This is a genomic window from Allobosea sp. TAB14, from assembly GCF_052113865.1.
Taxonomy (GTDB): domain Bacteria; phylum Pseudomonadota; class Alphaproteobacteria; order Rhizobiales; family Beijerinckiaceae; genus Allobosea; species Allobosea spartocytisi.
Map to the genome: position 1 here is coordinate 11621 of NZ_JBFRDQ010000056.1, position 24488 is coordinate 36108.

The 24488-nt window shown below is 66.5% G+C and carries 25 protein-coding genes; 11 read left to right on the top strand and 14 right to left on the bottom strand.

Annotated elements, in window-relative coordinates:
• Nucleotides 1–180: 180 nt before the first annotated feature.
• From AB4Y99_RS10810 to acs, 5 genes are all read left to right on the top strand, one after another.
• Nucleotides 181–1095, top strand: a complete 915-nt coding sequence (locus tag AB4Y99_RS10810; protein WP_441523307.1) for a tRNA (adenosine(37)-N6)-threonylcarbamoyltransferase complex transferase subunit TsaD — start codon at nt 181–183, stop codon at nt 1093–1095.
• Nucleotides 1092–2087 carry an NAD(P)H-dependent glycerol-3-phosphate dehydrogenase gene (locus AB4Y99_RS10815; protein ID WP_441523308.1) on the top strand — a complete coding sequence of 332 codons (996 nt, stop codon included), beginning with the start codon at nt 1092–1094 and terminating at the stop codon, nt 2085–2087. The genes AB4Y99_RS10810 and AB4Y99_RS10815 overlap by 4 nt, the downstream gene beginning before the upstream one ends.
• 11 nt (nt 2088–2098) lie before the next feature.
• Complete coding sequence (locus tag AB4Y99_RS10820) at nt 2099–2425, top strand: hypothetical protein (RefSeq protein ID WP_038363555.1); 327 nt, start codon at nt 2099–2101, stop codon at nt 2423–2425.
• Nucleotides 2425–2835: an EVE domain-containing protein gene (locus tag AB4Y99_RS10825; protein ID WP_441523309.1), complete on the top strand. Its 411-nt coding sequence runs from the start codon at nt 2425–2427 to the stop codon at nt 2833–2835. The genes AB4Y99_RS10820 and AB4Y99_RS10825 overlap by 1 nt, the downstream gene beginning before the upstream one ends.
• A gap of 182 nt (nt 2836–3017) precedes the next feature.
• A complete protein-coding gene (acs, locus tag AB4Y99_RS10830; protein ID WP_441523310.1) occupies nt 3018–4970 on the top strand; it encodes an acetate--CoA ligase in 1953 nt (650 codons plus the stop codon).
• A 21-nt stretch (nt 4971–4991) separates the two neighbouring features.
• Here acs and AB4Y99_RS10835 read toward each other — a convergent pair whose 3' ends face one another.
• Nucleotides 4992–5375, bottom strand: coding sequence for a RidA family protein (locus AB4Y99_RS10835; protein WP_441523311.1), 384 nt, complete (start codon nt 5373–5375; stop codon nt 4992–4994).
• A 173-nt stretch (nt 5376–5548) separates the two neighbouring features.
• Here AB4Y99_RS10835 and AB4Y99_RS10840 point away from each other — a divergent pair, with 173 nt between their 5' ends.
• Complete coding sequence (locus AB4Y99_RS10840; protein WP_441523312.1) at nt 5549–6235, top strand: AprI/Inh family metalloprotease inhibitor; 687 nt, start codon at nt 5549–5551, stop codon at nt 6233–6235.
• A 12-nt stretch (nt 6236–6247) separates the two neighbouring features.
• Here the strand turns inward: AB4Y99_RS10840 and AB4Y99_RS10845 are convergent, their stop codons facing one another.
• A complete protein-coding gene (locus tag AB4Y99_RS10845) occupies nt 6248–6862 on the bottom strand; it encodes a GNAT family N-acetyltransferase (protein WP_441523313.1) in 615 nt (204 codons plus the stop codon).
• Nucleotides 6863–7241: 379 nt separating this feature from the next.
• Between AB4Y99_RS10845 and AB4Y99_RS10850 the strand changes: the two genes are divergently transcribed.
• Complete coding sequence (locus tag AB4Y99_RS10850) at nt 7242–7877, top strand: cold-shock protein (RefSeq protein ID WP_441523314.1); 636 nt, start codon at nt 7242–7244, stop codon at nt 7875–7877.
• A gap of 198 nt (nt 7878–8075) precedes the next feature.
• Here the strand turns inward: AB4Y99_RS10850 and bfr are convergent, their stop codons facing one another.
• The 6 genes from bfr to AB4Y99_RS10880 form a co-directional block, all read right to left on the bottom strand.
• Nucleotides 8076–8570, bottom strand: coding sequence for a bacterioferritin (bfr, locus tag AB4Y99_RS10855; protein WP_441523315.1), 495 nt, complete (start codon nt 8568–8570; stop codon nt 8076–8078).
• A gap of 124 nt (nt 8571–8694) precedes the next feature.
• Nucleotides 8695–8985, bottom strand: a complete 291-nt coding sequence (locus AB4Y99_RS10860) for a (2Fe-2S)-binding protein (RefSeq protein WP_441523316.1) — start codon at nt 8983–8985, stop codon at nt 8695–8697.
• Nucleotides 8982–9515, bottom strand: a complete 534-nt coding sequence (irrA, locus tag AB4Y99_RS10865; protein WP_051988175.1) for an iron response transcriptional regulator IrrA — start codon at nt 9513–9515, stop codon at nt 8982–8984. The genes AB4Y99_RS10860 and irrA overlap by 4 nt, the downstream gene beginning before the upstream one ends.
• Before the next feature lie 168 nt (nt 9516–9683).
• Nucleotides 9684–10259: a YbhB/YbcL family Raf kinase inhibitor-like protein gene (locus tag AB4Y99_RS10870; RefSeq protein ID WP_112763643.1), complete on the bottom strand. Its 576-nt coding sequence runs from the start codon at nt 10257–10259 to the stop codon at nt 9684–9686.
• A 43-nt stretch (nt 10260–10302) separates the two neighbouring features.
• Nucleotides 10303–11889 carry a DHA2 family efflux MFS transporter permease subunit gene (locus AB4Y99_RS10875; RefSeq protein WP_133560647.1) on the bottom strand — a complete coding sequence of 529 codons (1587 nt, stop codon included), beginning with the start codon at nt 11887–11889 and terminating at the stop codon, nt 10303–10305.
• A gap of 18 nt (nt 11890–11907) precedes the next feature.
• Nucleotides 11908–13095: an HlyD family secretion protein gene (locus AB4Y99_RS10880; protein ID WP_441523317.1), complete on the bottom strand. Its 1188-nt coding sequence runs from the start codon at nt 13093–13095 to the stop codon at nt 11908–11910.
• 150 nt (nt 13096–13245) lie between these two features.
• On the opposite strand from AB4Y99_RS10880, the gene AB4Y99_RS10885 reads away from it, so the two are divergent.
• On the top strand, nt 13246–13947 hold the full coding sequence (locus tag AB4Y99_RS10885; protein ID WP_112763646.1) for a TetR/AcrR family transcriptional regulator: 702 nt from the start codon (nt 13246–13248) through the stop codon (nt 13945–13947).
• On the opposite strand, the gene AB4Y99_RS10890 is transcribed toward AB4Y99_RS10885, so the two are convergent.
• From AB4Y99_RS10890 to AB4Y99_RS10900, 3 genes are all read right to left on the bottom strand, one after another.
• Entirely contained in the window at nt 13940–14440 is a 501-nt protein-coding gene (locus AB4Y99_RS10890; protein ID WP_038363530.1) for a hypothetical protein, read from the bottom strand. The two genes, AB4Y99_RS10885 and AB4Y99_RS10890, sit on opposite strands and share 8 nt — an antisense overlap.
• Nucleotides 14441–14534: 94 nt before the next feature.
• Nucleotides 14535–15491 carry a DMT family transporter gene (locus AB4Y99_RS10895; protein ID WP_441523318.1) on the bottom strand — a complete coding sequence of 319 codons (957 nt, stop codon included), beginning with the start codon at nt 15489–15491 and terminating at the stop codon, nt 14535–14537.
• Nucleotides 15492–15786: 295 nt separating this feature from the next.
• Nucleotides 15787–16821 (bottom strand): aspartate-semialdehyde dehydrogenase, encoded by a 1035-nt coding sequence (locus AB4Y99_RS10900; protein ID WP_441523319.1) that lies wholly within the window; start codon nt 16819–16821, stop codon nt 15787–15789.
• Nucleotides 16822–17279: 458 nt separating this feature from the next.
• On the opposite strand from AB4Y99_RS10900, the gene AB4Y99_RS10905 reads away from it, so the two are divergent.
• Complete coding sequence (locus tag AB4Y99_RS10905) at nt 17280–18383, top strand: hypothetical protein (protein ID WP_441523320.1); 1104 nt, start codon at nt 17280–17282, stop codon at nt 18381–18383.
• 115 nt (nt 18384–18498) lie between these two features.
• Entirely contained in the window at nt 18499–18804 is a 306-nt protein-coding gene (locus tag AB4Y99_RS10910; RefSeq protein ID WP_038363524.1) for a hypothetical protein, read from the top strand.
• Nucleotides 18805–18908: 104 nt separating this feature from the next.
• Here the strand turns inward: AB4Y99_RS10910 and AB4Y99_RS10915 are convergent, their stop codons facing one another.
• The 3 genes from AB4Y99_RS10915 to AB4Y99_RS10925 all read right to left on the bottom strand — a co-directional run bounded on the left by AB4Y99_RS10915 (nt 18909) and on the right by AB4Y99_RS10925 (nt 22939).
• Nucleotides 18909–21305 carry a transketolase-like TK C-terminal-containing protein gene (locus AB4Y99_RS10915; RefSeq protein WP_441523321.1) on the bottom strand — a complete coding sequence of 799 codons (2397 nt, stop codon included), beginning with the start codon at nt 21303–21305 and terminating at the stop codon, nt 18909–18911.
• Nucleotides 21306–21463: 158 nt separating this feature from the next.
• Nucleotides 21464–21829, bottom strand: coding sequence for an invasion associated locus B family protein (locus AB4Y99_RS10920; protein ID WP_441523322.1), 366 nt, complete (start codon nt 21827–21829; stop codon nt 21464–21466).
• A gap of 432 nt (nt 21830–22261) precedes the next feature.
• Nucleotides 22262–22939, bottom strand: coding sequence for a GntR family transcriptional regulator (locus AB4Y99_RS10925; protein WP_441523323.1), 678 nt, complete (start codon nt 22937–22939; stop codon nt 22262–22264).
• A gap of 123 nt (nt 22940–23062) precedes the next feature.
• On the opposite strand from AB4Y99_RS10925, the gene AB4Y99_RS10930 reads away from it, so the two are divergent.
• The gene (locus tag AB4Y99_RS10930) at nt 23063–24484 is read left to right on the top strand and encodes an amidohydrolase (protein ID WP_441523324.1); all 1422 of its coding nucleotides are present in this window, start codon (nt 23063–23065) and stop codon (nt 24482–24484) included.
• Nucleotides 24485–24488 lie beyond the last annotated feature (4 nt).

Sequence of the window (24488 nt, forward strand, 5' to 3'; positions counted from 1 at the left end):
GATGCCGGCCATTCCCTCTCCTTTTTCTTTCCGGCGCCACGGACCCGCTGACGGCGCCCGCTGCATTGCCCTTGGCCTTGGGCCATGGCACGCACTATACGAAGGAATTGCCGGCGGGCCACCGCCAGCCGCGAAGCTTCATCACCTGATCCTCCATTCCGCGGGACAAGTCGACCGATCATGCGTGTTCTAGGGATAGAGACGACCTGCGACGAAACGGCAGCGGCGATCGTCTCCATCGAGCGTTCGGGCGAGAGCAGGATCCTGTCCAACGAGGTGCTGAGCCAGATCGCGGCGCATGCCGCCTATGGCGGCGTCGTGCCGGAGATCGCGGCGCGCGCCCATGTCGAGGCGATCGACCGCATCATCGCGCGCGCCTTCGCCCATGCCGACCTCAAGCCGACCGCGCGCCTCACCGACGACCTCGCCTTTCCCTATCTGCTGCTGCTCGTCTCCGGCGGCCATACCCAATTGCTCGCCGTGCGCGGCGTCGGCGATTATCTCAAGCTCGGCGGCACCATCGACGACGCGGTCGGCGAGGCTTTCGACAAGATCGCCAAGATGCTGGCCCTGCCCTATCCCGGCGGCCCCTCGGTCGAGCGCGAGGCGGCGAAGGGCGATCCCGAGCGCTTCGACTTCCCGCGCCCGCTGCAAGGCCGGCCGACGCCGGATTTCTCGCTCTCCGGCCTCAAGACGGCCGTGCGCCTCGTCGCCGAACGCATCGCGCCGCTCTCCGACAACGACGTCGCCGATCTCTGCGCCTCCTTCCAGGCCGCGATCGTCGACGTCATGGTCGACCGGACCCGCGCCGGCCTGCGCGCCTGCCGCGAGGCCGGCATCACGCCCACGACCCTCGTCGTCGCGGGCGGCGTCGCGGCCAACCAGGCAATCCGCAGCGGGCTGACGCGGCTGGCCACCGAGGCCGGCCTGCCGATGGTCGCCCCGCCGCTGGCGCTGTGCGGCGACAATGGCGCGATGATCGCATGGGCCGGGCTGGAGCGGCTGCGACTCGGCCTCGTCGACGACATGTCGGCCGTCGCCCGCCCGCGCTGGCCGCTCGACGAACTCGCGGCCAAGCCCGCGACCGCCGCATGAGTCAGAATCCGGGCTTCGCGACGGTCGGCGTCGTCGGCGCCGGCTCCTATGGCGCCGCGCTGGCGCTCGCCGCCCATCGCGCCGGCCGCGAGGTTCTCCTCTGGGCGCGCGACACCGCAACGGTCGGGGCCATTCGCGCGACGCGGCAGGCCCCACGCCTGCCCGGCATCGACCTGCCCGAAGCAATCCGCGCCACTTCGACGCTGGGCGATCTCGCTTCCTGCGACGCGCTGGTCGTCGCCGTGCCGACCCAGAACTTGCGCGCGGCCTGCACCGCGATAGCAGCCGCTCTGCCCACCGGCGCGCCGGTGATCTCGGCCGCCAAGGGCATCGAGCAGGCGAGCGGGCTGTTCCCGACCGAGATCATCGCCGGAAGCTGGCCGCAAGCCCCGACCGCCATCCTCTCCGGCCCGAGCTTCGCCGCCGATATCGGGCACGGCCTGCCGACCGCGGTGACGCTCGCCGCGGCCGATCCCGCGCTGGCGCGCAGCCTCGCCGAGGCGCTGAGCTCGCCCGCTTTCCGCATCTATCATTCGGGCGATCCGCGCGGCGTCGAGATCGGCGGCGCGGCCAAGAACGTGCTCGCCATCGCCGCCGGCATCGTCATCGGACTCGGCTTCGGCGAGAGCGCCCGCGCCGCGCTGGTCGCGCGCGGTTTCGCCGAACTGCGCCGCTTCGGCGAGGCGCATGGCGCCGATCCCGAGACGTTGATGGGCCTTTCGGGATTGGGCGACGTGGTGCTGAGCTGCGCCTCGCCGCAATCGCGCAATTTCGCCTATGGTCTGGCGCTGGGCCAGGGCAGGAGCCCGGCTGAAGCCGCCGGCGGCAAGCTCGCGGAAGGCGCCTTCACCGCTCCCGTCCTTGCCGAGATGGCGCGGCGGGAGGGCAAGGAGATGCCGATCGCCGAAGCCGTCGCGGCGGTCATCGCGGGCAGGATCGGCGTGCGTGAAGCCGTGGCGGCGCTGCTCGCCCGGCCACTCAGGGCGGAATGACGGAGGAAGCCATGGCGGGAGAGCTCAACGATCTCGGCAAGCGCATCGCGCGCGGCATCGCGGAGGTCAGGAAGACGACCGGCTCCGAGCTCGTCGCCGAAAGCGGCCCGGTGCCGTTGGCCGGCCGCATCGCCACGCCCGTCATCCAGCATCGCCGGCGAAAGGCCGAGGGCACGCATCGCTTCGTGCTGATCCTGCCTTTCGGCGAGGGCGAGGTCCGGGTCGAGCTCGACCCGAAGGATTACGCCGCGCTGACGCGCGAGATGGTGCGGTTCTGGAACGAACAGGGCGAAGCGGCCTCCAAGCCGCCCGTGCCGTTGAAGGAGGACGAGGCCTGATGGCTCACTGGCTGATCAAATCCGAACCCTCGGTCTGGTCCTGGGACGACCAGGTCAAGGCCGGTGCCAAGGGCACGCATTGGGACGGGGTGAAGAACCACACCGCCAAGCTCAACCTGATGGCGATGAAAAAGGGCGATCAGGTCTTCTTCTACCATTCGAACGAAGGCCTCGAGGTCGTCGGCATCGTCGAGGTCATCCGCGAGGCCTACCCCTGGGAGGCCGCCGGCCCGCCCTGGGTGCTGGTCGACTTCAAGGCGGTGAAGCCGCTGCCCAGGCCGGTGCCCCTCGCCGCCGTCAAGGCCGAGCCGAAGCTCGCCAAGATGTCGCTCGTCACCTCCTTCCGCCTCTCGGTCCAGCCGGTGACGGATGAGGAATGGGACCTCGTCTGCAAGATGGGCGGGCTCTGAACCGATCCGGACCGCAGGCGCCTATCGCCGAAAGTCTGTGACACGAAAGTGCGAGCGCGAAGCGCTTGCCGCACCGCGCACTCACCCTATGATGCGCACAATTCAAACGAAGCGGGACCGCGCCCGCCGGCAGGCGGACACGGGAATGCGACAAAGAACCCTGTCCGGGGAGATGCCTGCCAATGACCGAGATCATCTACGACGTGCCCGCCGCATGGGCGAAGAAGGCCTGGGCCAACGACGCCAAGTACAAGAAAATGTACGCGGCCTCGGTCAAGGATCCCGACAAGTTCTGGGCCGAGCAGGGCAAGCGGATCGACTGGTTCAAGCCGTTCAGCAAGGTCCGCAACGTCAGTTACAAGCCGGGCAAGGTCTCGATCAAATGGTACGAGGACGGCACCACCAACGTCGCCTATAACTGCGTCGATCGGCACCTCGCCACGCGCGCCAAGCAGACCGCGATCATCTGGGAAGGCGACGACCCCTCCGAATCGAGGAAGATCAGCTACGGCCAGCTCCACGCCGAAGTCTGCAAATTCGCCAACGTGCTGAAGGCGCATGGCGTCAAGAAGGGTGACCGCGTCACCATCTACCTGCCGATGATCCCGGAGGCGGCCTATGCGATGCTCGCCTGCGCGCGCATCGGCGCCGTCCATTCGGTGGTCTTCGGCGGCTTCTCGCCGGATTCCCTCTCGAACCGCATCGAGGATGCCGATTCCAAGGTCGTCATCACCGCCGATGAAGGTCTGCGTGGCGGCCGCGCCGTGCCGCTCAAGAAAAATGTCGACGCCGCCGACGCCAAGGTCAAGGGAGGCATCGGCACCGTCATCGTCGTCAAGCGCACCGGCGGCCATGTCACCATGAAGGAAGGCCGCGACGTCTGGTATCACGAGGAGGCGGAGAAGGTCTCGACCCATTGCCCGCCCGTCGAGATGAAGGCGGAGGACCCGCTCTTCATCCTCTACACCTCCGGMTCGACSGGCAAGCCGAAGGGCGTGCTCCACACCACCGCCGGCTATCTCGTCTACACCGCGATCACCCACCAATACGTCTTCGACTACCATGACGGCGACATCTACTGGTGCACCGCCGATGTCGGCTGGGTGACGGGCCACAGCTACATCCTCTACGGACCGCTCGCCAACGGCGCGACGACGCTGATGTTCGAGGGCATCCCGACCTATCCGACGATCTCGCGCTTCTGGGAGGTCATCGACAAGCACAAGGTCAACACCTTCTACACCRCCCCCACCGCCATCCGCTCGCTGATGGGCGCTGGCGAGGAACCGGTGAAGAAGACGAAGCGCAAGTCGCTGCGCCTGYTCGGCTCGGTCGGCGAGCCGATCAATCCCGAGGCCTGGGAGTGGTACCACCGCGTCGTCGGCGAGCGCCGCTGTCCGATCGTCGATACCTGGTGGCAGACCGAGACCGGCGGCATCCTGATCACGCCGCTGCCGGGCGCCACCTCCCTCAAGCCCGGCTCCSCGACGCGGCCCTTCTTCGGTGTCGAGCCCGAGATCGTCGATGCCGAGGGCAAGGTGCTGACCGGCGCCTGCGAGGGCAATCTCGTCATCGCCGAAAGCTGGCCCGGCCAGATGCGCACGGTCTATGGCGACCACAAGCGCTTCGAGGAAACCTATTTCGCGACCTATCCGAACAAGTACTTCACCGGCGACGGCTGCCGGCGCGACGCCGATGGCTATTACTGGATCACCGGCCGCGTCGATGACGTCATCAACGTCTCCGGCCATCGCATGGGCACGGCTGAGGTCGAATCGGCGCTGGTCGCGCACCCCTCCGTCTCGGAGGCCGCGGTCGTCGGCTACCCGCACGACATCAAGGGCCAGGGCATCTACGCCTATGTCACGCTGATGGCCGGAGAGACGCCGTCCGAGGATCTGCGCAAGGACCTCGTAGCCCATGTCCGCAAGGAGATCGGCCCGATCGCTTCGCCGGACCTGATCCAGTTCGCGCCGGGCCTGCCCAAGACCCGCTCCGGCAAGATCATGCGCCGCATCCTGCGCAAGATCGCCGAGGACGAGCATGGCGCGCTCGGCGACACCTCGACGCTCGCCGATCCCGCCGTGGTCGACGACCTCGTCGCCAACCGCCAGAACAAGCGCAAGGCGGGGTGAACCGCAGCGCGCGGTCGCGTCTCAGGGCGCGGCCGCGATCACCTCGATCTCGACCTTGAACTCCGGCCGGGTGAAGCCCGAGACGATCACCAGGGTCGAGGCCGGCGGCGGCGCGCCGACATGGGCGTCGCGCGAATCCATATAGCCCTTCATATGGGCGCGGTCGGTGACATAGGCGTTCACCCGCACGATATCGGCGAGCGTCATCCGCGCCTCAGTGAGGATCGCGGCGATATTGGCGAAGCAGAGATCGGCCTGCGCGCGCGCATCTTCGGGCACGCTCCCATCCGCCGCGACGCCAAGTTGCCCGGAGCAGATGGCGAGGCGCCAGCCCGCCGGCACTTCCATGCCGTGGCTGTAGCGGGCGAAGGGAGCGGCGATGCTGGCAGGGGTGAGCGGCGTCATGACAGGTCCTTCCGGGAAGGCCGCACTATGCCTTTGACGTGACAGCGGAACCAGATCGGACTTCGCGGGTTCGCAAGCGGCCCCGGCTGAGCTAAACCATGCTCATGCCGCGTTCATTATGCCTCTATGATATTGACGCAACATTAGATTGATCGGAATCGGAACCGCGCCGCATGACGACGACGAAAACCGCCATCCCGGCGCTGAAGGCGACCGCGCTCCTCCCGCTCCTCGCCCTGACGGCCTGTGCCAGCTCCCAGCGCTTCTCCGGGCCGGTGATGAATCCGCCTTCCTACAGTCAGCCGGCCCTGCCCTCCGCTCCGCCGGTCACCTCGGCCCCCATCACCTCCGAGCCGCTGCCGCCGCCCGGTGGCTATCCGACCGCCGCTGYCCCGCCGCCGGGGACGGGCGCCGGTCTGCCGCCGCCGCAGGATCCGTTCTTCGATCCCAATGCCGGGACGCCGCAAGGCCAGGGCCTGCCGCCGGCCGGCCAGCCGGCTCCCGCGCCGGTCGCTCCCGGCAACAACCAGGTTGCGGGCCTTGGCCCGGCGCCGTCCGCCCCGGCCCGCCCGGCGGCGACGCGTGACAACGTGATCGGGAGCTGGACCGCGCGCGAGGCCACCGGCGGCACCTGCCGCGTCCAGCTCTCGAGCWCGCCGRCYCTCGATCTCTACCGCGCCAGCTCATCGGGCTGCGCCAATCGCGATCTTCAGAAGATCACGGCCTGGGACTATCGCGACGGCGAGGTCTATCTCTACCAGCAGGGCGGCACGGTCGCGGCGCGGCTGCGCGCCTCGGGCGGCAACGCGCTGGACGGCGCCGTGACGAAATCGGGCGCCGCCCTCTCGCTCAATCGCTGAGGGCAGCGCCGGTCAGGCGCCGAAGGCGCGAGCCAGGATCCGCGTCGGCCAGAAGGTCTTCTGGAGCGACAGGGCGAGCGTGGCGAAGCCTTTCGCATTGTCGAACGCTTCGTCCAGGATGGTGAAGGGCGTCGGACCACCGGTCGCGATCACGCCCTCGATATCGGCGTAGCCGCCGGCCAGATCGGCCTCGAACTTCTGCGCGAGCCGCCTCATCGCMGCGTTCTCCGGCAGGCAGGTCATGTAGAGCGTCCTGATCCCGCGGTTACGGGCCGCCGTGATCAGCCGCGAGAACAGCTGGCCGCCGATGCCGGCACGACGCCAGCCCGTCTCCACGCTGAAGGCGGCCTCGCCTGTCTGCGCGGCGATGTCGTCGAGGCCGCGCAACTCGGCCGCGCCGCGCACCACCCCGTCCTCGATATAGGCGTAGACCAGCCCGCCGACCCCGAAGGTCGTCGTGGCATAGTTCTCGAGGAAGGCATCGTTCACGGCCGTGCCAAAGCGCTGCTGGCGCGTCAGCGGATCGAGCCTGAGCAGATGCTCCCTGAAGAGATCGCGTTCCGCCAGCCAGAGCCGGCGAATTTCCCCGCGGCCGGCCTTGCCGCGAGCTTGTTTTGATCGAGCCATTATCATCTCCCGAACAGCGCCTTGGGGCGCGATCGAACAGGAGGCGTTCTTCCCTGGATCGTCGCGCATCCGACAGGACGCGGCGACGGTGATCTATCGATTTGTTATTGCATCCGATTGCCTGAGATCGCGTCCGAATGCGGCGATTGCAAGGGGCAGACCTGCGGCATTTTCGCCGTAACTGCCGAAGAAACAGGCGAAAATGCCGAAAGCCCATGCCCCTGATGCATAGTGAGTGCCGTCACCAGCCTGGGGATGCCGCGAAAAAAAGCACTATAACCCTCGAAATTGTCGTGCGATAATTTCGCGTTGACCCCGATGACGGCGCGCCCGGCATGAGCTAAGTTGTGTGCTCCCGGTCACTCATATCTGAAGCCCCATGTTCGATCGTCGCAAGCCTCCTGCTGCCCAGCCTTTCGTCACGCACGAAAATATCGAAGCCAAAGTCAAATGGTTCGRCCCCGAGAAGGGGTTCGGTTTCGCCTCGCCGGCCGATGGTTCTGCCGACGTTTTCCTGCACATCTCGGCGATCGGCCCGCTGGACCAGCAGGATCTGCTTCCCGGCGCAACCATCGTCGCCGACCTCGGTGAAGGCCGCCGGGGGCTGCAGGTGGTCGCAGTCCATGAGATCGACCCGTCGACAGCGACCCAGACGGCGGCGCCCGCGCCGCGCGGCGGTGGCTTCGGCGCGCGTCCGCCGCGCGATGATTTCGGTGGCGGCTACCAGGACCGCGGCCCCCGCGGCGGTGGCTTTCAGGACCGCAATGGCGGTGGCGGTTTCCAGGATCGCGACAGCGGACCGGTCGAAGGCCCCTATGACGGCGCCGTGAAGTTCTTCAACTCGGATCGCGGTTTCGGCTTCATCGCCCCCGACAAGGGCGGCCCAGACGTCTTCCTGCACGTCTCCTCGCTGAGCCGCAGCGGTCTGCAGCCGCCGATGGACGGTCAGCGCGTGCGCTTCTCGATTCGTGCCGGCCGGAAGGGGCCGGAAGCGGCGAACATCAGCTTCATCTGAGGCGGCTTCTGCCGCAAAAGACGAAGGCCCGCCAATGGCGGGCCTTTTTTTGTTGGATCATGATCAACCGGGCTCGTCATTCTCGGGCGCCGCATGGCGGCGACCCGAGAATCTCGTGCAGGATCGAGCGCTTTTCGTTCCTGAGATGCTCGGATCAAGCCCAAGCATGACGGCGTGCCACGCAGGCAGCGCCGCCGATCAATGCGCGTGATCGTCGCCTTCGAGGCCGCCGATATGCTTCTGGGTGTAGAGTTCCAGGCCGATGCGGCCGATCAGATCGAGCTGCGTCTCGAGGAAGTCGATATGGCCTTCCTCATCCTTCATCAGGGCCTTGAACAGATCCTCGGACGGGTAATCGCCGACCTCGCGGCAATATTTGGCCGCTTCCTGATACAGCGTCCGCGCCTCGATCTCGGCCTTGAGGTCGCATTCGATGACCTCGGTGACGGTCTCGCCGATGCGGAGCTGGTCGAGCGTCTGCAGGTTCGGGAAGCCCTCGAGGAAGAGGATGCGGTCGACGAAGCGGTCGGCATGGACCATTTCCTCGATCGACTCCTTCTTCCAGGTCTTGGCCATCTCCTTCAGCCCCCAATTGTCGAGCATCCGGTAATGCAGCCAGTACTGGTTGATCGCGGTGAGCTCCGAGCGCAGCCCCTTGTTGAGATATTCGATGACCTTCTTGTCGCCCTTCATGGCGTCGCTCCTCGCAATCTACATTAGAATGATACTAATGTAGAGAGGTGCATCCGGGAAGGAAAGAGGGAAAACGAAGGCGGCTGCAATCATCCAACGCCGCCCAATCCCGGCAGCGCGTCGCTTACGCGGCCTGCGAGACATCCTCTGGCGTCACGATGCCGTCCAGCATGCGGCCGACGCTGACATGGACGGCGCATGCGATCTCGCGGCTGGCGCAGCTGCCGCACTGCGTCGCGCATGCGGCATGGGCCTCGGCCAGGATCGCACGGACCGCGCGCGCGCAACGCCCGCAATCGGGGCTGCAACCGAGGCAGTCATACGCCTCGCCGGCCGTCCGCGGCCCGCTGCCGTCAGCGCCGACGGTGCCCTTGATCTGCCGGCACGAAATGACGTTGCAGGAACAGACGATCACGCGTGATGGCCCGCCACCCGCTTCGTCGTCGTGACCTCTTCGCCATCGGCGCTGCGCAGCCGGACGATGACCTCGACCGAGGCGATCATCATGCCCTCCGGCGCATCCGGCAGGCCCGAGACATGGATCGTCGAGCCGGGGATATCGGTGACCGTCTCGTCGTCCTCATTGTAGAAGTGGTGGTGCTCCGAGACATTGGTGTCGAAGAAGGTCTTGGGGCCGGACACCGAAACCTGGCGCAGCAGCCCGGCTTCCGAGAACTGGCGCAGCGTGTTGTAGACCGTGGCGAGGGACAGCGGCTCGCGGGCGCGGATCGCCTCCTCATAGAGCATCTCGGCGCTGACATGGCGGTCGCCCTTGGCGAAGAGCAGCCAGCCCAACGCCATGCGCTGCCGCGTCGGGCGAAGACCCGCCATACGCAGGCGCGCCTTCACCGCGCTGATCGGGCAGGAGGCCGGGCTTTTCTGCGGCCACGGGATATGCTCCGCCGCGACAGCCTGCTCCCGATCCTTGCTCACCAGAACGCTCATCGAAACGCCTTCCACCATGGGGCCTTGCGGCCTCGCAGTTTAGAAAACATCTAAACTACTGATATTACTGCCATATTTGCCCTGCCGGCATCGCAATGTCAATCGCGCGGTTTGCGACATTCCGCTGCAGCACCGCTCCGTCCACCGCCATCCGCGGCTGCAATCCGCCTAGATGAGCTCGAAAATTCCGGTCAGAACCGCGCGCGCCAGCACCCATCCCGCCATCCCCGATGCCAGCTCGGGAAGCATCACGTCATCGAGAGCGGGCAGGACCCGTGCCAGKGCAAAGAGCTGGAAGACATAGCGGTGCGGGCCATGGCCGCGGATCGGCCGCGGCCCCTCATAGCCGATGCGGCCGAGCGAACCCGGCAGGAAGGCGATCTGCGGATTCGTCTCGGGCCGGAGCATGCCCTCCTCCACGCCTTCGCTGTCGACGGCGATGTCCGTCGCGACGAGATGCGTCACCGGCCGCGGCAGCGGTGCGTCCGGATCCTGCATGACGAGGACGAGTTCCACCGTCTCGGCCGGGACGCCGCTCCAGGCCAGCGGCGGCGACACATTCTCGCCGACCCCGCGCCCGGCATATCGGCTCGGGATATCGCCGCCCTCGGCAAAGGCCGGGCTGGTCAGTTGCATCGTCCCGGCCGCGACGGCAAGGCGCGGATCGTTGCACAGCAGGTCCGCGTCATGGCCCCGGATAGGCCGCAGCAGGCGGCCGAAGACGCGTTCGAAACTGGGGATCATGACGGAAACGATTCCAGGAGGTCCAGCGGGCGGGATCGCAGGCTCAGTGCCCGCCGCCCGCGCCGGTCGGTGCCGGTTTCGGCTTGCTGAGGAACAGCGACAACACCACGAGGCAGGCGAAGATCGCCGTCAGCCCGAGGAAGACGTCGCCGAACGCCATGATCAGCGCCTGCTTGTGGGCACGCTGATTGAGCAGAGCCAGAGCCATCGTATTGGCGGCATCGCCGAAGTCGCCAAAGCGCTGCGCCGTGTTCGCCAGTGCCTCTTCGGCGACCTGCCGCCCGGCCGCGACCCATTCGTGCAGCCGGGTGATGTGCACGTCGGTGCGCGTGTTCAGCATGGTGTTGATGACGGCGAGCCCGACCGCGCCGCCGAGATTGCGGGTCAGGTTGTAGAGCCCGGAGGCGTTCTTGAGCTGCTGCGGCGGCAAGGTGCCGAGCGCGACGTTGTTGATCGGCACCATGCACAGCATCAGCCCGCAGCCGCGCAGGATCTGCGGCAGCAGCAACTCGTAGAAGTCCCAATCCGCGGTGATGTGCGAAACGATCCAGGTTCCGAGGGCGAAGGCGCTGAACCCGATGATCATCATGATGCGCGGATCGAGCTTGGCCGAGAGCCGGCCGGCGATCGGCGCCGTCAGGAACATGGCCAGTCCCGTGACGAACATGGTTTCCCCGATCATCAGCGCGTCATAGCCGCGGATGCGCCCGAGATAGACCGGGTAGAGATAGGTCAACCCGTAAAGGCCGATGCCCATGCAGAAGGAGAACAGCGAGCCGAAGGCGAAGTTGCGGTTCCGGAAGGCATAGAGATCGACCAGGGGATCGTCGCGCGTCAGCGCACGCCAAAAGAACAGCACCGCGCCGAAGACCATGACCACCGAGAAGAAGACGATCTCATGGCTCTCGAACCAGTCGAGCCGCGTGCCTTCCTCGAGCACATATTCGAGGCTGCCGAGGAAGGCGGCCATGCCGGCGAGGCCCAGCCAGTCGAAGCGCTTCAGCAGGCCGCGATCCGGCTTGTCGAAGTCGATCAGCGTCCAGGCCGCAATGGTGACGGCGATGCCGGGGACGACATTGACGAGGAACAGCCAGTGCCAGGAGAAGGCATGGCTGAGATAGCCGCCGACGGTCGGCCCGATGGTCGGCGCCAGCGTCGCCACGAGGCCGATGATCGGCGAGACGATCGGCCGCTTGGAGGGCGGGAAGATCGTGAAGGCGGCCGCGAAGACGCCGGGGATCATGCCGCCGCCGATGAAGCCCTGCACGGCGCGCCACAGGATCATCTCGTTGATCGAGGAGGCCTGGGCGCAGAGCACGCTGGAGATCGTGAAGCCGGCGGCCGCGATGGAGAAGAACACCCGCGTCGACAGGGCGCGGCTGAGATAGCCCGAGAGCGGGATCATGATCACTTCCGCGATCAGATAGGCCGTCTGCACCCAGGCGATCTCATCCGAGGATGCCGAGAGTCCGGCCTGGATCTCCGCCAGCGAGGCCGAGACGATCTGGATGTCCAGGATCGCCATGAACATGCCAAAGACCATCGCGATGAAGGCGAAGATCCGGCGTAGCGGTATGGCGTCCGAGGCCGGCGGGGCACCCGCCGGCGCGTTCAGGGTCGCGGTGGCCATGACGGCCTCCTTGCAGCGTCAGCGCTGGCCGGCGGGACGCGGATCGATGGACACGATGACCGACATGCCGGGGCGCAGCACATGCTTGCCCGTCGATTCCCGGTCGAGCGCGATGCGCACCGGCACGCGCTGGACGACCTTGGTGAAATTGCCGGTCGCGTTGTCGGGCGGCAGCAGCGTGAAGACCGAGCCCGTGCCACCGGCGATGCCGCTGACCGTGCCGTGGAAGACCTGCCCCGGCAGCGCATCGACCGTGACGCTCGCCTTGTCGCCGATCTTCAGCGGACCGATCTGGGTCTCCTTGAAGTTGGCGTCGACATAGACCTGATCGAGCGGGACGATCGACATCAGCCGCTTGCCGGCGCCGACGAGGTCGCCGAGCTGGACATTGGTGTTGGCGACGAGGCCGTCGATCGGCGCGTCGATCTTCATGAAGGTCAGGTCGCGGGCGGCCTTGTCCTCGGCCACCTTGAGCTCGTCGATCTGCCTTGCGGCCTCGACGCGCTGCGCCTCCAGCACCTTGATGTTCGCTTCCGCGGCGGTGACGCCGGCATTGGCGCTGACCAGTGCTGCCTGGGCCTGGTCGCGCGCCGCCGTCGCGGCATCGAGCGTCGCCTGCGAGCCATAGGACTTGGCCGCGAGGCTCTTGGCGCGATCGAAATCGGCCGCCGTGCGGGTCACGCCGGCCTGCGCCGAGTTCTGCTGCGCCTTGGCCTGCAGCAGGCTGGCGCGGCCGGCCTCGATCTGGCTGTCGATGCGCCCGAGCGTGGCCTGCGCGGTCGCCGTCTTCGCCTGCGCGGCGGCGAGCGCGATGCGCTGGTCGCCGTCGTCGAGAGCGACGAGCGACTGCCCGGCCTTCACTTCCTGGTTCTGCAGCACCGAAACCTTGGCGACATTGGCCGAGAGCTTGGCCGACACCGTCGCCATCTCCGCGCCGACATAGGCGTCGTCGGTGGAGACGATGAAGCGACCGTTGCGCCACCAGTCGATGCCGTACCAGAGGCCGGCACCGAGCGCGACGCCGGCGAGCAGGATCAGCCCGGCACGGCGGACGGTATTGCGCTTCGGGGCAGGCTGCACCGCCTCGACAGGCGCGGCCGGCGCGGTTTCGACGGGCTGGCGCGCCTCGGTGGGCTGTGCCGTCTCCAGGGCCGGGTCGACCAGCTTGAGGCGGTCCCGGCGCTGTTCTGTGATCTCGGCGGACATGAGCTATCCTGATGAGAACAATTCGAACCGATTGGTTCGATTGCGGTTGAAATAGCGCCAGTGATGATGCATATCAAGTGAAATCGAACTGATTGGTTCGATTATTTTTGCAAAGCAGCATTGCATGGCCGGACCGCCCGGCGGAGAAGCATGGCAGAGAACTCCAAGCCGGAGGTTAAGGTGGACCGGCGCAATCGACGCGTTGCCGGGACCGACCCCGAGAAGCGGCGCCAGATTCTCGACGGCGCTTATCAGGTCTTCACGGCCCGTGGTTTCGACGCCGCCAGCATGAGCGACATCGCCTTCGCCGCCAATGTCTCGAAGGGCACGCTCTATGTCTACTTCGAGGACAAGGAACATCTCTTCGTCGCGCTGATCGAGCGCGAGCGCGAGGCCCAGAAGCGTGGCGCCATCGCGGCCCTGAACGAGGATCCAGAGCCGGCGCGCGCACTGCAGAATTTCGGCCAATGCCTCGTGCGCATGATCAACCAGGAATTCGCGGTCAGCGCCCATCGCATCGTTATCGGCGTCGCCGAGCGGATGCCGGATCTCGGTCGGGAATTCTACGAGAACGGTCCCCTGACGGGCGCGAACATGATCGCGCGCTATCTCGACCGCATGGTCGGCGAGGGCAAGCTCGACATCGAGGATACCCAGCTTGCCGCGATGCAGTTCCTTGATCTCTGCCAGTCGACCCTGACGCGGCCGCGTCTGTTCAACGCCATCCAGACGCCCCCGAGCGACGAGGAGGTGCACCGCATCGTCAGCGAGGCGGTCACGATGTTCATGGCGCGTTACGCCCGCGCGGCCAGCGCACAGCCTGCCGCGCGCCGGCCGTTACGCTCTATTTGAGGCCCTTCAGGCTGTCGATGATCGAGGCGAGCTCCTTCAGGTTCTCCTTCTCGCCTTCGGGAGAGGCCCAGTAGGTCACGACGAGGCCCTTGGTCTCGGTGACCTGCAGCAGGGTCAGGCTGACATGGGTGGGACCGTCTTCGTCCTTGCCGGTCCACTGCACCTGGACGCCTTCCATGCCATTGTTGGAGAACGGCTTCTTCTCTTGCGTCGCGGGATCGACGACGACGCCCTTGCTCTTCAGCCAGGTGACCGCTTCGGCGATGGCCTGTGCGGCGTCCTTCAGCTCCGTCACCTCGACCGAGACGTAGACCGCCTCGTCGTCGGACGTTGATTCGACACCCTTGTCGATCTCTGTGGATTCCCAATCGTCCGGCATCGTGATGACCGCGACGGGATTGGGATCGGGGATCGAATAGGTCTTGGCGCTCGCAAGCCCCGGCAGCAGGAGGAGGCTCGCGGCGAGAACCGCGCGTGCGAGATGCATCGGCATAGGGGGATCCTGGCAAAAAGGGCGCCGGTTGGCGTAACGTCRCCCTACAGCAACTCGGCCGCAATGCCATTCCTCCAAAGGCGGAGCGGCCGCCCTATCGCGAGCCTTGGTTACCAGCCGTGACCTGCCGCGCCCGAATCCGCTCGCGATGGGCGGTGTAGAGGCCCGAGCCCGCGATGACAGCAGCCCCAACCCAGGTCCACAGGTCCGGCAACGCCGCGAACAACAGGAAACCGAAGAGCGCGGCCCAGAAGAGCTGGATATAGGAGAAGGGTGCGAGCAGCGAGGCCGCCGCATAGCGGAAGGCGACGATCACCAGCCAGTGCCCCGCCGTCGAGACCGCCCCGATGAAGAGGCCGACCAGCGCGATCGTCCAATTCGGCTCGACCCAGTGCACCGGCAGCAGCAGGCTCGAGACGATCGCACCGAACACGGTCGAGTAGGTGATCGTCGCGATCGGGTTCTCGGTCCCGCTCATCATCCTCGTCACGATGAGGGCAAACGCCCAGCTCAGCGACGAGACCACCGGCAGCAGCGAGGCGAGCTGGAAGCCGCTACCGCCCGGCCTGACCACGATCAGCACGCCGATCAACCCGACGATCGTGGCGAGCCAGCGCCGCCAGCCGACGCTTTCGCCGAGCAGCGGGATCGATAGGGCGGTGACGAAGAGCGGCGCGACGAAGCTCGTTGCCGTCGCATCGGCGATCTTGAGGTATTTCAGCGACGAGACGAAGAAGATCGACGAGCCGATCAGCCCGATTCCACGCAGCAATTGCAGGCCCGGCCGGCGCGTCCGCAACGAGATCTTGYCGCGCTGGAAGCCGATGATCGCGAGCAGGATGAGCGCCGAGGTGGCGTAACGCAGCCAGACGATATGCAGCGCCGGCACGCTCGCCGCGAGATATTTCGAGGCCGCATCGCCGGCCGACAGGAAGACCGTCGCCAGCAGCATGATGCCGATGCCGAGCAGGGCATTGTCGTGCCGCAGCGATCCGGCTGAGGTCGGATGCGCGGTTTCGGAAGCAGGTCCGGGCGGAATGGGGCTGGGCACAGGGCGGAAAATCGCGAGGGGAACCATAGTCTAATCGATTTGAGAGCCGCGTCGCTGCGCAAAGATCACAGGCGCCTTATGCAGTGTCGGTTTCAGACGCCGGTCCTCGATCGGCGGCGACATCCCCGTCATTCCCGACAAGCCGCGAAGCGGCACCGATCCGGAATCCATCATAAAGCTCCGTGCTCTACGATGGATTCCGGGTCTCCCTTCGGTCGCCCGGAATGACGATTGGCAGCAAAAAGGCGGGCCGAAGCCCGCCTTGGAAACCACCCGAAAAACGCGGCCGCGCCGGTCAGGCCGCCTGCTTGCGCGGCTGGATCAGCTTGCGGTTGACCAGCACCTCGGCGATCTGGATCGCGTTCAGCGCCGCGCCCTTGCGCAGATTGTCGGAGACGCACCAGAAGGCGAGGCCGTTCTCGACGGTCGCATCCTCGCGGATGCGCGAGATATAGGTCGCATCCTCGCCGGCCGCCTCATGCGGGGTGATGTAGCCGCCGGGCTCGTGCTTGTCGATGACGAGGATGCCCGGCGCCGTGCGCAGCACCTCGCGCGCCTCGTCGACGGTGACCGGCTTCTCGCATTCGATGTTGACGCTCTCGGAATGGCCGATGAAGACCGGCACGCGCACGCAGGTCGCGGTCAGCTTGATCTTCGGGTCGAGGATCTTCTTGGTCTCGACCATCATCTTCCACTCTTCCTTGGTGAAGCCGTCCTCCATGAAGACGTCGATCTGCGGGATGAGGTTGAAGGAGATGCGCTTGGGGAACTTCTTGGTGAGGACCTCGCCGGCCGAGAACACCGCGCGGGTCTGGTTGAAGAGCTCGTCCATGCCCTCCTTGCCGGCCCCGGACACCGACTGGTAGGTCGAGACGACCACGCGCTTGACGCCGAACTTGTCATGCAGCGGCTTCAGCGCCACGACGAGTTGCGCGGTCGAGCAGTTCGGGTTCGCGATGATGTTCATCTTGGTGAAGCCGGCTGCTGCGGCGGCGTTCACTTCCGGCACGATCAGCGGCACGTCCGGATGCATGCGCCAGGCGGAGGAGTTGTCGATCACCACCGCGCCCTGCGCACCGATCTTCGGCGACCATTCCTTGGAGACCTCGCCGCCGGCCGACATCAGGCAGATATCCGTGTCGGAGAAGTCGTAATGCTCCAGCGCCCGGCACTTCAGCGTCTTGTCGCCGAAGGAGACCTCGGTGCCGATGGAGCGGGATGAGGCCAGCGCCACCACCTCGCCGACGGGAAAAGCGCGCTCGGCCAGGATGTCCAGCATCTCGCGGCCCACATTGCCGGTAGCCCCGACCACTGCGACCTTGAAGCTCATTGATGTGATCCTTTGCGGATAGATCGGTTCGGATCTCCCTTTGGGAGCCGACCCGCCCGGTCTTCGGGCTGGTTCGGCGATCTGCCCCCGCCGGGGGGAGATGGACCCGGAACCGAGGCGAAGCGTCAGCGCGACGTACCGGCTTTCCCGGTCGTCGTTTTGGTCGTGTGTTTCGTCGTCAGGCCGACAGTCACGGAACCAATCCCAAAGGGCTGCAAACTTCGCAGGCGGCGCGAGGATGCGCCGAGATCCGTGAGAACACCCGTTGCGTCGAAAAGTCAATCTCCCTCCCACTCCTGCCCGGTTCGGCCGCCCGCCCGTTAACCCTGCTTCTTGACCGCCTGTTCACGCTGCCGGTCGATTCCGCCCGCTCGGTAACCGCCGGGCGACTCCCCACGGGCAAGCTCGGCACGGGCTGGGATGGTGCAGGGGCGGCGATGCCGCGCGGGAGTGACGGGTTGCGTCTGGTTTCAAGCATGGCGGAAAAGGCGGTCCGGGAGGGGCTCGCGCGGATGCGGCCCGGTCTCGCGACGGCGCGCGATTGGGCTCACATGCTCGCGGCACGTCTCAAGAGTCTCGATCTCGTTCCCGGGCTGATCAGCGCCGCCGATCACGGCGAGCGCTTCGCTCGTGCCTTCTGGCAAGGCATGCGCCGCCTCGCGCCACGCCGCGGCCTCGGCTTCGCCGGCGCCCTGCTCTGGCGCAGTGCTGCGGCGCTGGCCGGCCTCGGCCTGACGGCCGCGCTCATCACCGGCCTGTCAGCCAAGGATGAGGACCAGCCCCAACTTGCCAGCCTCACGATCGATCGGACGCCTTCTGAGCTGTCGCGCCCGGCCGCGACCCGTTCCGACCGCCCCGGCCCCGCGAACTGGATGGCGATTCCGCGGCCGATCGCGATGTTCCACCTCAGCTCCCCCGAGCTCGGGCGTGCGACGCCGGCCTATGAGGCCCAGCGCACGAAGGATGGGCGCCGCGAGGATGTCATGACCTTCGCCGCCTTCGCGGAAGCCGGGCCGCATCTCGTCCTGCGCCTGCGCACCGGGCCGCTCGACATGGCCAGCACGCGACCCTTCACGATCGATCTCGTCCGCGAGGCCGCGCTGCGTTCCCTCTCGGTCGGGCGCAGCAGCGCGCCGGCTGCGATCCCGACCCGCTTCGGCTCACTCGAAACGGCCGACGTCCTCCTCGACGACGGCAATACCAGCCGCAATTGCCTCGCCTTCCGCTCCGACGGCGCCGAGGCAGGCTTCGCGATGAGCGGCTGGTGGTGCGCTGGCGGCAAGCCGGCTGACCGGCGTCAGCTCACCTGCCTGATCGACCGCCTCGACCTCGCCAATGCCGCAGGCAGCGAGGAGCTGCGCCAGTCTTTCACGAAAAGCGAGCTCAAGCGCGACGCGGCCTGCGCAACGCCTTTCCTCGCCACGGCGGGCCGCAAGGCGTCCTGGCTCGACACCGACGGCTCCGTGCCGGCCCTGCGCATGAAGACGGCGACGACCGAACCGGCGAAAGCCACGCCGCCCGCGCGACCGGTCCGCCCAAAGGCCACGCGCCGGAAGCGCTGAATCCGCGCAGCGGCTCGCCGTGCTAACAATATTGTTAACAGGCAGGCGCTAGGCTTTGCTTCGTGTTCAGCATGCTTACATCGGGTGGGTAGCGCCACTCCCGGAGACCGCCGTCATGATGTCGTTCAAGCGCGTTGCCACTGCCCTCACCATCGCACTGGCGGCGTCGACCGTCATGGCGGGCATCGCCGAGGCCCAGAGCCGCCGCGAGCCGCTGCGCATCATCGTCCAGAAGCGCAGCTATTTCGATGCCGGGAACGTCGTGCCGGTCGGCTCGATGAACAACTATGCCAGCCAGCACTTCGCGGCGGCGCCGGTCTATGTGAACACCGGCTCGCTCTATGGCGAGAGCACCCTGCCCGGCCGTGTCGGCTCCGGCGCAAATCCCTTCGCCAATACGATCGAGACGCCCCGCTTCTGAACGGGCCAGCCGTCGTGATGTTCGGGCTTGAGCCGAACATCACCTGACCAGCGTCTTCTGGTTTCCGAGATGGTCGGGCCAAGCCCGACCATGACGCATTACCGTCAGGGCAGCGCCTTGAGATAGCGCACCGGCCGCCCCGGCGCGGCCGCATTCGCCGCGTGCACGATCGCGTTCGCGTCGATGCCGAAATGCCGGTAGAGATCGGCGACCGTGCCGGTCTGGCCGAAATGCTCAACGCCGAGCGCCTTTTGCCGATGGCCATGGACGCTGCCGAGCCAGGCCAAAGTCGCCGGATGCCCGTCCAGCACCGAGACGATGCCGCAATCCCGCGACAGCTCTCCGAGTAGCCGCTCGATATGGCTCGTCGCAGCATGGTTGCCGCGCTGACGCGCCCGCTCCGCCGCCTGCCAGCCGGCATTGAGCCGATCGGCCGAGGTGATGGCGAGCAGGCCGACATCGCGCCGGTCYTCGYYGAGCAGCCCCACMGCCTCGATCGCCTCRGRYGCMACCGCACCGGTATAGGCGATGACGACSGAGGCGTTCGGRCCGGGCTTMCKSAGCCARTAGGCRCCRTCGATGATSTCGCGCTCCAGCTCCGGCGTCATCGTCCGGCTCGGCTGCTCGACCTGCCGGGTCGAGAGCCTGAGATAGACAGAGCCGCCGGTCTCGTCGCGCAGCCAGGTACGCTCGTCGGGATCGCCCTCGCCATCGCGCTGCATGTAGTCGAAGGACCAGCGCATCATCACCGCGAGTTCGTCGACGAAGGCGGGCTCGAAGGCGCAGAGCCCGTCCTGGCTCATGCCGATCAATGGCGTCGCGATCGATTGATGCGCCCCGCCTTCCGGCGCCAGCGTCACGCCCGACGGCGTCGCCACCACCATGAAGCGCGCATCCTGGTAGCAGGCATAATTCAGCGCATCGAGCCCGCGCGAGATGAAGGGATCGTAGAGCGTGCCGATCGGGATCAGTCGCTCGCCGAAGATCGAATGCGACAGGCCGAGCGCCGACAGGTTGATAAACAGGTTCATCTCGGCGATGCCCAGCTCGATATGCTGGCCGTTCTGCGAGAATTCCCATTTCTGCATCGAGGGAATGCGCTCGTCCTTGAAGGTGTCCGCCATCGAGGCCYKGGCGAASAGSCCGCGCCGGTTCACCCAKGGSCCGAGATTGGTCGAGACGGTGACGTCCGGCGCSGTSGTSACGATGCGGTCAGCCAATGGCCCGCCGGTCTTGGCGAGATCGTCGAGCACCTTGCCGAAGCCCATCTGGGTGGACATCGTGGCCTGGATGCCGGCCTCCAGCTTCTCCGGAACCGGCAGCTTGGCGGCCGAAAAACGCCGCCGCCCCTGCGAGAAGAACGGCACCTTGTCGAGGAAGGCCCGGATCTCGCTCTCGGGCAGGTCGAGCCCCTCGAACAGATCCCATTCATGGCCGGGGCGGATGTCGTTGGCCTTGCGGAAGCCGTCGAGCTGCTCCTTGGTCATCAGCCCGGCATGGTTGTCCTTGTGGCCGGCGAGTGGCAGGCCAAAACCTTTCACCGTGTAGGCGAGGAAGCAGACCGGCCGGTCATGGTCGATGTTCTCGAAGGCTTCGAGCAGCGACGGCAGGTCGTGGCCGCCGAGATTGCACATCAGCTTCGAGAGCTCCGCGTCGGAACGCTTCTCGATCAGCTTCGTCACCGGCCCCTGATCGCCGAGATCGTCCATCAGCCGCTTGCGCCAGGCCGCACCGCCCTGGAAGGTCAGCGCCGAATAGAGCTGGTTCGGGCAGGAATCGATCCAGGCCTTCAGCCGCTCGCCGCCCTTCTCCTTGAAGGCGGCCTGCTGCAGCGAGCCGTATTTCAGCGTGACGACATCCCAGCCGAAATTGCGGAACATCGTCTCGAAGCGGTCGTAGAGCCCCTCGCGGATGACGGCGTCGAGCGACTGGCGGTTGTAGTCGATGATCCACCAGGTGTTGCGCAACCCGTGCTTCCAGCCCTCCATCAGGGCCTCGAAGATGTTGCCCTCGTCGAGCTCGGCATCGCCGATCAGCGAGACCATGCGGCCTTCGGGGCGATCCTTCGCCCAGCCATGCGCCTTCACGTAATCCTGCGTCAGCGAGGAGAACAGCGTCTGCGCGACGCCGAGGCCGACCGATCCGGTCGAGAAATCGACGTCGTCGATGTCCTTGGTGCGGGACGGATAGCTCTGCGCGCCTTTGTAGCCGCGGAAATTCTCCAGCTTCTCGCGCGTCTGAAGCCCCATCAGATAGTTGATGGCGTGGAAGATCGGCGAGGCATGCGGCTTCACCGCGACCCGGTCCTGCGGGCGTAGCGCCGCCATGTAGAGCGCGGTCATGATCGTGGCGAGCGAAGCCGAGGAGGCCTGATGCCCACCGACCTTCATGCCGTCGCCGTTGTCGCGCAGATGATTGGCGTTGTGGATCGTCCATGAGGCCAGCCAGAGGATCTTCCTCTCCAGCTCGGCGAGAAACGGCAGGCGCGGATCGGTCGTCATGATTGGCTCGAACTCCCCAGAACTCCGATCATGCATCGAAGCCTCTGGCTAAGCGAACCAATTTTCAGCGACAGGCCCGCCCGACTTGGCGGATTCCGCCAATCGAGGCGGCATGAAAGCCGGAAGCTGCCAATCTGCTCCTGTGAGCCGAATGCCGGCTATCGATCGATCTGGGCGATGCGGTCGAGCGCCGCGGCAAAGCCGTTGAGCGACACATTGAAGGAAGCCGGCTCGCTGGTGGAGAGGTTGAGCGCCGCCACCGTCAGCGTCTTGCCCGTCTTCATCGCATCGGTCGCGACCGTCGGGAAGGAGATCGGCAGGAGGCAGCCCTGCGCCAGGCAGGTCGAGAAGCGCAGGCCCTGGCCCAGATTCTTGTCGTCGAGCCGCAGCACCGCGCCATTGTCGAGCTTCATGCCGAACGGCATCAGGATCGTGCCTTCCGCCCTGCCCTCGCGCGGCGTKCGCAATTCGATGGCGAAGACGCGCTGGCCTGTCTGGCTGTTGCCTTGCGACTGGCTGAGCACGCAGAGCCGCTGGCCGTTGAGGATGCGGCAATCGACCGTCCAGTCGCCATAGGTCTCGTTGATGGCGCTGGCGCCGTTGGGCAGCGTGCGCCGCAGGCGCGGCAGAGGGCTCTTCCTGCGCTTGCAGCGGCCCGATGCCGAACCAAAGCGCCGAGATCAGAAGCGCTGCGGAGGAAACCAAGGTCAGGCGGCAAGAAAGATTCATGACGGCTCAGTTCAGCAAGAGGGCCTGGAACGACAGGTAGCAAGGCACCCGGGCAGCGTCAAAACCCGATGCACCACGCCCCCAAACAGATCTCGCCATGTGTCTTTTCGGCAAGGAAACTGAATTCGATCAAATCTAAACTTCAATCTCCAGATGCCAGCGGCGGCCGGAGAGAATGACGCTTGCATTCGAAATCGGACCGATGAGCCATCGGCGGAATCCCGCGCCTATTCCGCGCTCTGCTGGATATGCTCCCCCACCAGCCGCCGCAGCGCCTCCGTGTCGCGCGCGGCCAGCGCCTCGACCATCGCCAGATGTTCGCGGTTCGACTGTTCGATGCGGCTGCGCTTCTGCCATTGCCCGGCCACGGCCGAGGAGATGCGCCCGCGCAGCTCCTTCACCAGCGCCGCCAATTCGAGATTGCCGCACAGCCCGAGCAGATGCTCGTGGAAGGCGATGTTCGCATCGTGCAGGTCGATGGCCGTGCCGTTCAGCAGCAGCGCCTCGAAGTGCCGCGCCAGCCGCATCGCCTGCGCGATATCCTCTTCCCGCGCCCGCGCCACGATGCCGTCGACCGCGCTGGTTTCCAGAATGACCCGCACGGCCCGGATCTCCTGCGCCAGCCGCCCATCCGGCTTGAAGACGTGGTAGCCGCGATTGGGCAGATGCACGACCAGCCGCTTCTGCACCAGCCGGTCGAGCGCCCGGCGGACATCCATGCGCTTGGCTCCATGGCGCTCCTCGATGTCGATCTGCTTGAGCCATTGGCCGGGGGAAAGCGCACCGGACTGGATCTCCGCCGCGAGGAGATTCGCCAGGGCCTCGTGACGCTCCGCACGCGCCTTCGCGCTCTTGCCGCGATTCTTGCCGCGAACGGCCCCGCCGCTCGGCTCGCTCTCAGACATCGTCGCCCCATGCACCGTTCGAGCGGCCGCCCCGCATCCGGCTCGGCTTGTCCCGCCACAACCCTTATGCGAGAAATTGGCGCCAATATCAAAGATGACTTACACCCGGGAACAGGAACTCCGATGAGCAACAGCAAGGAAGTCTGGCAGCGCGTGGACGACAAGGCGCCGGACTATTTCGCGTTGTCAGACCGCATCTGGCACATGCCCGAGCTCAATTATCAGGAGGTCCGTTCCGCCGCCGAGCACCGCGCCATGTTGGAGCGCGAAGGCTTCCGCATCACCGAGAATGTCGCGGGCATCCCGACCGCCCTGATCGGCGAAGCGGGAGAGGACGGCCCGGTCATCGCGATCATGGGCGAGTACGACGCCCTGCCCGGCCTGAGCCAGGAGGCCGGCATCGCGAGCGAGACGCCGGTTCAGAAGGGCGGCAATGGCCATGGCTGCGGCCACAACATGCTGGGTTCCGCCTCGCTGCTCGCGGCCGCCGCGGTCAAGGACTATCTCGCGGCCAACGGGCTCAAGGGCCGGGTGCGCTATTATGGCTGCCCCGCCGAGGAAGGCGGCTCCGCCAAGGGCTTCATGGTCCGCGCCGGCGCCTTCGACGATGTCGACATCGCCCTGTGCTGGCACCCGGCCTCCTTCACCGGGGTCAACCGGCCGTTCTCGCTGGCCTGCGTCGAGGTCGAGTTCACCTTCACCGGACGGGCCTCGCACGCCGCCGCCGCCCCCCATCTCGGCCGCTCGGCGCTCGATGCGGTCGAATTGATGCATATCGGCGTCAACTACATGCGCGAGCACATGCCATCGACGGCCCGCGTGCACTACGCCATCATCAACGCCGGCGGCAYCGCGCCGAACGTGGTGCAGGCGACGGCGACGACACGCCAGCTCATCCGGGCCGCCAACCTGTCGGAGATGTGGAGCCTCGTCGCCCGCGTGAAGAAGATCGCCGAGGGCGCCGCGCTGATGACGGAGACGCAGGTCGCAGCCAAGCAGCTTTCGGGCGATGCCAATCTCGTCGGCAACCGCCCGCTCGAGGAAGCGATGCATGCCAATCTGCAGGCGCTGGGCGGGCCCGGCTTCGACGCGGCCGATCAGGCTTTCGCGGCAAAGTTCCAGAAGACCCTCAATGGCGAGGACATCGCCTCCTCCTATGCCCGCTTCGGCTTGAGGCCGAAGGCGGGCGAATCGCTGAGCGACGAGATCTACCCGCTCGGCTCCGGCAGCGATTCCTTCGTCGGCTCCACCGATGTCGGCACGGTGAGCTGGGTCGTCCCCACCGTCCAGTGCCGCGCCGCCTGCTATGCGGTCGGCACGCCCGGCCATTCCTGGCAGCTTGTCGCGCAAGGCCTGGCGCCGGCGGCGCATAAGGGCCTTGCCCTCGCGGCCAAGGCCATGGCCGGCGTCGCCCAGGACGTGCTGAACGATCCGGCCCTGCTCAAGGCCGCGAAGGATGAGTTCGCCAGCTTCCGCGCGGGCAACCCCTTCGCCAATCCGATCACGGATGATGTCGAGCCGCCGCTCGACATGGCCGCTCACTGAGTCG

Bases quoted from the DNA above. Each gene is read 5' to 3' on its own strand.
- AB4Y99_RS10810 (WP_441523307.1), top strand. From the start codon at position 181: ATGCGTGTTCTAGGGATAGAGACGACCTGCGACGAAACGGCAGCGGCG.
- AB4Y99_RS10815 (WP_441523308.1), top strand. From the start codon at position 1,092: ATGAGTCAGAATCCGGGCTTCGCGACGGTCGGCGTCGTCGGCGCCGGC.
- AB4Y99_RS10820 (WP_038363555.1), top strand. From the start codon at position 2,099: ATGGCGGGAGAGCTCAACGATCTCGGCAAGCGCATCGCGCGCGGCATC.
- AB4Y99_RS10825 (WP_441523309.1), top strand. From the start codon at position 2,425: ATGGCTCACTGGCTGATCAAATCCGAACCCTCGGTCTGGTCCTGGGAC.
- AB4Y99_RS10835 (WP_441523311.1), bottom strand. From the start codon at position 5,375: ATGACGCCGCTCACCCCTGCCAGCATCGCCGCTCCCTTCGCCCGCTAC.
- bfr (WP_441523315.1), bottom strand. From the start codon at position 8,570: ATGAAGGGCGACAAGAAGGTCATCGAATATCTCAACAAGGGGCTGCGC.
- irrA (WP_051988175.1), bottom strand. From the start codon at position 9,515: ATGAGCGTTCTGGTGAGCAAGGATCGGGAGCAGGCTGTCGCGGCGGAG.
- AB4Y99_RS10875 (WP_133560647.1), bottom strand. From the start codon at position 11,889: ATGGCCACCGCGACCCTGAACGCGCCGGCGGGTGCCCCGCCGGCCTCG.
- AB4Y99_RS10880 (WP_441523317.1), bottom strand. From the start codon at position 13,095: ATGTCCGCCGAGATCACAGAACAGCGCCGGGACCGCCTCAAGCTGGTC.
- AB4Y99_RS10885 (WP_112763646.1), top strand. From the start codon at position 13,246: ATGGCAGAGAACTCCAAGCCGGAGGTTAAGGTGGACCGGCGCAATCGA.
- AB4Y99_RS10890 (WP_038363530.1), bottom strand. From the start codon at position 14,440: ATGCCGATGCATCTCGCACGCGCGGTTCTCGCCGCGAGCCTCCTCCTG.
- AB4Y99_RS10900 (WP_441523319.1), bottom strand. From the start codon at position 16,821: ATGAGCTTCAAGGTCGCAGTGGTCGGGGCTACCGGCAATGTGGGCCGC.
- AB4Y99_RS10910 (WP_038363524.1), top strand. From the start codon at position 18,499: ATGATGTCGTTCAAGCGCGTTGCCACTGCCCTCACCATCGCACTGGCG.
- AB4Y99_RS10925 (WP_441523323.1), bottom strand. From the start codon at position 22,939: ATGTCTGAGAGCGAGCCGAGCGGCGGGGCCGTTCGCGGCAAGAATCGC.